The organism is Vibrio sp. 3-2(1) (assembly GCF_963887575.1).
Classification (GTDB): domain Bacteria; phylum Pseudomonadota; class Gammaproteobacteria; order Enterobacterales; family Vibrionaceae; genus Vibrio; species Vibrio anguillarum.
Map to the genome: position 1 here is coordinate 1 of NZ_CAWPGB010000027.1, position 7,216 is coordinate 7,216.

11 protein-coding genes are annotated in these 7,216 nt (G+C 39.1%); 3 read left to right on the forward strand and 8 right to left on the reverse strand.

The features are described from left to right. Positions 1–259: 259 nt before the first annotated feature. Entirely contained in the window at positions 260–1,084 is an 825-nt protein-coding gene (locus AACQ79_RS10895; protein ID WP_170899854.1) for a hypothetical protein, read from the reverse strand. A 147-nt stretch (positions 1,085–1,231) separates the two neighbouring features. Beyond that, entirely contained in the window at positions 1,232–1,723 is a 492-nt protein-coding gene (locus tag AACQ79_RS10900; RefSeq protein ID WP_170889335.1) for a GNAT family N-acetyltransferase, read from the reverse strand. Positions 1,724–1,952: 229 nt separating this feature from the next. Between AACQ79_RS10900 and AACQ79_RS10905 the strand changes: the two genes are divergently transcribed. Both AACQ79_RS10905 and AACQ79_RS10910 read left to right on the forward strand, forming a co-directional pair. Then, complete coding sequence (locus AACQ79_RS10905) at positions 1,953–2,237, forward strand: type II toxin-antitoxin system RelB/DinJ family antitoxin (RefSeq protein ID WP_017040620.1); 285 nt, start codon at positions 1,953–1,955, stop codon at positions 2,235–2,237. Then, positions 2,234–2,512, forward strand: coding sequence for a type II toxin-antitoxin system RelE/ParE family toxin (locus AACQ79_RS10910; RefSeq protein WP_010320663.1), 279 nt, complete (start codon positions 2,234–2,236; stop codon positions 2,510–2,512). The genes AACQ79_RS10905 and AACQ79_RS10910 overlap by 4 nt, the downstream gene beginning before the upstream one ends. 135 nt (positions 2,513–2,647) lie before the next feature. On the opposite strand, the gene AACQ79_RS10915 is transcribed toward AACQ79_RS10910, so the two are convergent. From AACQ79_RS10915 to AACQ79_RS10940, 6 genes are all read right to left on the reverse strand, one after another. After that, entirely contained in the window at positions 2,648–3,367 is a 720-nt protein-coding gene (locus tag AACQ79_RS10915; RefSeq protein ID WP_170899855.1) for a hypothetical protein, read from the reverse strand. A 124-nt stretch (positions 3,368–3,491) separates the two neighbouring features. Next, positions 3,492–3,917, reverse strand: a complete 426-nt coding sequence (locus tag AACQ79_RS10920) for an HIT family protein (protein WP_170899856.1) — start codon at positions 3,915–3,917, stop codon at positions 3,492–3,494. A 146-nt stretch (positions 3,918–4,063) separates the two neighbouring features. Then, positions 4,064–4,471: a hypothetical protein gene (locus AACQ79_RS10925; protein ID WP_170899857.1), complete on the reverse strand. Its 408-nt coding sequence runs from the start codon at positions 4,469–4,471 to the stop codon at positions 4,064–4,066. Between the two features lie 259 nt (positions 4,472–4,730). Continuing rightward, a complete protein-coding gene (locus AACQ79_RS10930; RefSeq protein ID WP_170899858.1) occupies positions 4,731–4,991 on the reverse strand; it encodes a hypothetical protein in 261 nt (86 codons plus the stop codon). 218 nt (positions 4,992–5,209) lie between these two features. Beyond that, entirely contained in the window at positions 5,210–5,491 is a 282-nt protein-coding gene (locus AACQ79_RS10935; RefSeq protein WP_029190024.1) for a hypothetical protein, read from the reverse strand. Between the two features lie 615 nt (positions 5,492–6,106). Then, complete coding sequence (locus AACQ79_RS10940) at positions 6,107–6,520, reverse strand: hypothetical protein (RefSeq protein ID WP_094165437.1); 414 nt, start codon at positions 6,518–6,520, stop codon at positions 6,107–6,109. Positions 6,521–6,726: 206 nt separating this feature from the next. Here AACQ79_RS10940 and AACQ79_RS10945 point away from each other — a divergent pair, with 206 nt between their 5' ends. Next, positions 6,727–7,119: a hypothetical protein gene (locus tag AACQ79_RS10945; RefSeq protein ID WP_170899859.1), complete on the forward strand. Its 393-nt coding sequence runs from the start codon at positions 6,727–6,729 to the stop codon at positions 7,117–7,119. The last annotated feature ends 97 nt before the right edge of the window (positions 7,120–7,216 follow it).

Here is a 7,216-nt window from a genome sequence, read left to right on the forward strand (position 1 = left end):
AATTAATTCTTCAGACCAATGGCGTTCTGATAGCTCGACAAAGATCCGAAATTTCTCTAAGTCAGACAAAAAATACAACGACACTTGATCAGATTTCTGCATTTTACCTCCTAATGCCTAACGCCCGCTTAAGGGGCAGACAACGCTACTACCAACTTACCGCATAACACCGTAATCACCAAAACCAACGCATAGTAAAAATGCCGCGCGTTGGCTGTCCCTCTTGAAGCGTTTGTTATGTGAATTTAGTTTAGCTAAACTATTTTTTGTACAGTGTCGGCATAATCCTAACCTTAATTATATTCTGACAGTGGCAACAAGTAATATCTATGATTTCTTCGATTTTTTTAAAACGAAATTTATTCTTAGGAACACGTGTTTTTTCATTACATTTATCGCAAGGAAGATCATAAACATTTTGCATATAAAATATTTTATCTCCTTGGATAGAAACTCCATAGCTTTCAATACAGTTGTTACAATGTACTATTTTACCATCGAATAATGATGATACTTTTCGAATAATTGGTGAATTACAAGACATACATGAAAAATTGTATTCTGGACCAATACCACTTAATAAGAGAGTTCCATTACTTATTGCTTCTAATTCATTCAGAGCAGTCTTTACTTTACGAAGAATTTCCTTAGCATCACCATATGCTTTAACTTTTTTATCAGTGGGAATAGAAATATGCAGCGCTAAACCCGATAAAGCTTGATAAATCCGAACCAGCTTACGTATATCTAACTCAGATTGATTACCCAAAACCACATAATTTTTAGATTCATAATCTTTTAAAGTAAAACTTTCCGCTTCAGTTCCAACTGGCGTAGTCGAAACAGATAATGTAAACCCCTTAGTTACATTACAATTTTCTTCAGCTAATATTTGATTAATAATTTTTCTTGGCTGCCATTCTAATTCAGAAATAGACATTTTATCCAATGATAGCTTTAATCTTTCATAGCATACAATTTCAATAGCAAGCCGACACTCGAGTGCCGCATAGACTAAACTTTGATTTGTTCCCTGAGAAATCAGCTGTTTAATTGTCTCTATTTTATCTTTAATTAATATCATAACCGCCCATTCATCACATTTAATTCACATAACGCCCGGCTAAGGGGTTGACAACGCACTGCCGAACCCCGAAAACATACTGTAAACACTGAATTTCAATTTTTCACCAAAGCCGCCACGCGTTGGCAATCCCTCTTGAGCCGTTTGTTATGTAACAATATTTTCCATCATGTATATGTGATCAGCATACATTTGACCACCAATTCCATATGCATTAGGAATAACACTATGTAATGTGAATCCACTTTTGATTAACACTTTTTCCGAACCCAGATTACCTTCAGTAACCACAGCGGAAAAACTGTTTAGGCAAAACTGTTTTCGGGAATATTCGACTAAAGCTCGTAATGATTCAGTTCCATAACCTCGACCGTGGAAACTAGGTAAAAACATAAAGCCAACTTCAGCAGTTCCATTCTGGATACAATAACCCGTTATGCCTACTTTGATACCAGTTTCTAATTCCGAAACAACCAAACAGTACCAATGGCTGGAATTTGGTGTCCATGGTTCAAGCCTAGAACGAAATTTAGATTGAATTTCCAGCAAAGTCGGTTCATCAAAGCAAAATGAAATCACCTCTGGATCGGTATGAAGTGTGTGAAATAGAGACCAATCATCTTCTGATATCGGAGACATCACTAAACGATCTGAACATATTTTTTCCACTGAACCTTCCTTGTTACATAACGCCCGGCTAAGGGGTTGACAACGCACCGCCGAACTTAAAAAACACACTGTAAACACTGAACTTCAATTTTGCACTAAAGCCGCCAAGCGTTGGCAATCCCTCTTGAGCCGTTTGTTAGTTGCCCTTGCTCGATTCTAGTGCTAACATTTGTACACACGCAAACTTAGGGAGCTACTCATGGACACTAGAATTCAATTTCGTGTTGATGACGAAATTAAACGTTTAGCCCAACAAATGGCTGAGAGCCAAGGTCGCACACTCAGCGATGCTTGCCGTGAACTTACTGAACAAATGGCTGAGCAACAAAGAAAAACATTATCTCATGACGCTTGGTTAACTGAACAAATAAACCTAGCATTTGAGAAGTTTGACTCAGGAAAATCTTCATTTGTTGAACATAATTCAGCTAAAGCACGAATGGCTGAACGAAAGGCCAAAATTCGTAATCGAGGCCAGCAATGATTTTATGGGAAGAGGAATCGCTAAATGATCGTGAGAAGATCTTTGAGTTTCTTTATGACTTTAACCCTGATGCGGCTGAAAAAACTGATGACATTATTGAGGCTAAAGTAGAAAACTTACTCGAACAACCATTGATGGGTGTTCAACGGGATGGAATTCGAGGACGATTACTCATTATTCCCGAAATCTCAATGATCGTTTCGTACTGGGTAGAAGGTTCAATTATTCGCATAATGCGAGTTCTACACCAGAAGCAGAAATTCCCTACCGATTGATTGTAGTCGGTGGGCAACTAACGCCCGCTTAAGTGGTGAGCAACATTACCATGACACTCAATTATTGCACCGAAAACACAAAAGCCAAATCAAACCAAAACCGCCGAGCGTTGCGAATCCGCCTTAAAGCGTTTGTTAAGCTGCTGGTTGGCGTGACTTCTGCTCTACACATGCGAACTGGAGGTTTGCTATCAACATATTAGATGCTCGTTTGTAGCTGATCATTGACAGCAAAGCGAACACGGTAAACAAAATTACGTACATGAAGCCTTCAAAGCTACTTTTTAGGAATGTTTCGTCTATTGGTTTATCCGATAAGCTTAGAAAACGTAGTTGAAAGTTAAAGGCTAATAGATAAAGCCCCCAAAAGGCACCGATTATCCATTTATAAAACTTTACTCGAGCCTCAATACGCTTCTCGACTTTTTCAAGATTACTTTCTAAGAGTTCTATGTCTGACTCAGATTTAACCCCATTCTCATCAAGTATATCGACGATTTTATTTACACTAACTTCTGTTGCTCCATAGAACGCATAGGTACTAGGCGTCAAAAAGGTCGTTAGTAACAAGACTCCCCATATGCAGATGTTGGTTAGTATGAGAAATATCTCTCGAGGCATCTCTATTTTTGATGAAAAAAGAGCTAATACAACAAGTGCGGCAAAACTACAGAAAGACCATACTGCCATAGGTTTTGTGAAGTCCCCAAAGCCGATCTTTAAATAAACCAAAGGGTATACAAAAAATCGCTGGGCTGGTTTCAACAAACTTCGATTTATTGAGAATCCTAGTAAGGCGGATTCCGAAGCTTCTAATATTTCTTTTGTTTTTATAAACATATCTACAAGTTCCATTGCAGCTTAACGCCCAATTAAGGGGTGAAGCACGCTACCACAACACTCAATTAGAGCACCATAACCACTGAATTCAACCCAAACTAAAAATGCCAAGCGTGCTGAATCACTCTTAAATTGTTTGTTATGTCGCTGCTAAATGAGCAATGACACTATTTGCGGCTACAATAACTTCTTGTGATAAACCCTCCGTTTCAACCTTATAATACTCTCGCGCCCAATCAAATAACACGGGGCCATGTATAAGGGATTCTTGAGTTGGAAAGTCTTCTAAGTATTTCGTTGTCATCACAGACAACCTAGGAAACACGTGGAAGTGCAAGTCACCGCCGGATTCACCAAACTTCGTACAATAGACTTGTTCAGGAGAGAGCGTTTTCATAACTGCTGATTCCAACAAAGCTAACAACACACCAAGACCCTTCTGCGCGTCCATGGAAAGTTGATATAAAGAAGATGCTCCACCTTTACACTCAACGATCAAGTACCCTGGAATATTGCAACTACGACATGGACTTACAATGAAATTATCATCCTCAAAAACGACCATAACGACTTCCCATTTCGATAATAAGACATAACGCCCGGCTAAGGGGTTGACAACGCACCGCCGAACTCAAAAAACACACTGTAAACACTGAATTTCAATTTCGCACTAAAGTCGCCACGCGTTGGCAATCCCTCTTGAGCCGTTTGTTATGTGATTTTTCGTTTTAACTCCATTTCTTGCTCTTTGAACAAAACGTAATCACTAGATTTTCTACTCTTCGCCGCTGTAAACCATTGAACCCCAGTTTCATCTAAGTGATTAAACTCTAAACGAAATTCATACTTATTACTGCTAACAAAACCCAAAAATGCACCGAATACAAATGCTACCAATGGCAAAAAGGATGCATACGCTAATCCATATTCCTGATGCTCTGATGGGATAAAGATAAAAAGTAAACTCGATGAAATTGCACCCAACAGAAACATTCTCATAAGATAGTCTTTGAACGTCAAAACTTTCACTTCAACACCAACAATTCGACTTAAATCATAAGCATCTGAATTTACTTTCAATTGATTATCTAATTGCTGAATTATCACTGAATTAGCCACTAAATTCTCCTTTATGTAGCTGAATTTACAAGATCACATAACGCCCGCTTAAGGGGCAGACAACGCGACTACCAACTTACCGCATAACACCGTAACCACACAAACCAACGAATAGTAAAAATGCCACGCGTTGGCTGTCCCTCTTGAAGCGTTTGTTATGTTTTATTCGGGTCTATTTGCAATAACTGAGCTCTTAATACAGAGATCTAATCTTGTAGAGAACTTGTATCCTCCTAAAACACAACAGATTTTTGTATATTTATTGAACTGTAGATGCTTTTTCTTCTAGAGGTTTAATACAATGAACTCCTGTAGTTTCTTGGTAGCTACAAATAAATTGATGTCCTTTACATTCAGCCTCCCATGTATGTAAACCACCAAAACTAGCGCGCTCGTTTTTTATTACAATTTCTTTTGCAGGGCACCCTATTACCCCAGAAGAAAGGTTTCTAGATATACGAGCACTTGTACAGCCAGTAATTATTGAAAGTAAAAATACACTTAGTAAAAATTTTTTCATATGAATTCCTTATTGCGATTATTACGACACTGGGATGAAACATAACGCCCGGCTAAGGGGTTGACAACGCACCGCCGAACTCAAAAAAACACACCGTAAACACAGAACTTCAATTTTGCACTAAAGTCGCCACGCGTTGACAATCCCTCTTGAGCCGTTTGTTATATTTTCATTCTCTACGCTAACGTGACCGCCTGTTTAGGATTGCCGAAAAACCATTAACAAACTGATATTTCGTGCTTTTCCAAAACTGTAGCAGCTTCCGCACGCTCAATGATTTTTAACAATACAGATTGAATCGCTTCGTCTTCGCGGGCATCTTTGTCACTTGTAAAACGTTGTATTTGGGGATCGGCATTTTCTTCAGGTAAAAAGGTGATAACGACTTCGGTCGCTAAGTCCGTCGTTTTACCGAAATACTCTAATGATATTTGCGGATAACCTTTGAAACCTCTTTGTACTCGTTTCAATATGCGTTTTTTCGCTTTATCCACGTTCATCATGAATCCTTTTGGTTGCTGAACTTAAAAAAATATAACGCCCGGCTAAGGGGTTGACAACGCATAGCCGAACTCAAAAAACCACTGTAAACACTGAACTTCAATTTTGCACTAAAACCGCCACGCGTTGGCAATCCCTCTTGAGCCGTTTGTTAGGCCAACCAATTGACACCGACACTTTCACAACCAAAGAACGAGCTTTTTTGTAAACTTGAAACAAACTAACCGATTCATTTATAAACCAAAATGCTGAATCAGCAAAGAAACAAAAAAACTCAAATTGAGCGATTTGGAAGAAAAGTGACGAGCGTAGCATGCTCGGCGGACGTTTGGATGCTGAAGGTTATTTTGCCGATGAATTCACAGCGAGAAACAACCCAACGCGATCATGAAACAGCAAATATGTGATGATTATTTATTGCTTAACTTAAGCCATGAGAACATGGAATTTACCGCTCAATTCCAACTCGATTTAGCTGATAAAAACTCACTTTGCCTAACGCCCGGCTAAGGGGTTGACAACGCACCGCCGAACTTAAAAAACACACCGTAAACACTGAACTTCAATTTTGCACTAAAGTCGCCAAGCGTTGGCAATCCCTCTTGAGCCGTTTGTTAAGCGTTTTTCTCAGCGATCACCAACAAACTGTCTGTATACGAATAGCCGTAACCATACCCGTAACTCGCGCCGCCTTTCACGCTTTCAGTTTCACTCAATACACGCTTTGAACTCGATATACCTTGCGCCTGATACTTGTACGCATAATCACCGGAGATTACTGGGGTAATCATTTTTACACTAAAACCGTCATGATTTAGGCTTTCAATTACTTTCTGTAAATCTGCTGCTAATCGCTCTGAGTCAACGATACAATCCGAGTAACCAGTCTGCTCCCATTTCTTTTCTTTACGATAAATATCCTTTTCACCACCGAAGAAGCCGGCTTTTTTCTCACCGGTAGGCACTTTGACAATGACTTCTTTACCAACCGGTACAAAATAACTTTTAACTAATACTACTTTTTCCATATTTCCCTCTTACGCTTAACGCCGCATTAAGGCGTGAACAACGCAATACACAACGGCTACCGCATTGCGCCTTAAACACAAAATTCACCGCAAACTAAAAATGCCACGCGTTGTGAATCGCTCTTAAATGCTTTGTTAAGTGCCTATTTGCACCATATGCGATTGTGGTATTATACATGCCTTATATCGTTTAAGTCTTTGGGATTATGGCAAAAATTAATTTAGGTAAACTAGGCGAAACAGACTTTGTTAGATGGTGTACCCAAACTGGATTAATTACTAACAGCTCAAATGAAGAAGATGTCGCAGGTTGGGATTACTTAGTTGAGTTTCCAACTACGCATAGCTCTAACATCCCCAATGACCGAGCAGCACTCCCATTCGAGTGCAAAGTTCAAGTAAAAGCGACACAGAGAAAAGACAAACGCCTTGGAATTAAATTATCAGTTCTTCAGCGCTTGGTTAACTACAATTACCCTGCTTTTATTTTATTTCTTGAGTACACAAATCAAGCGCAACCTGCTATTGAAAACGCATACTTAGTGCACATCGATGACAAGCTCATAGAGTGTAGTGGCATAGTGAATTTGGTCACTTAGTTAGAGGTGATATCATCACCTCATAAGTTAACAGGTGACATTATGACAAAACATACAAGACGACTATTTAGCGCAGAATTTAAGTTAGAAGCAGCGC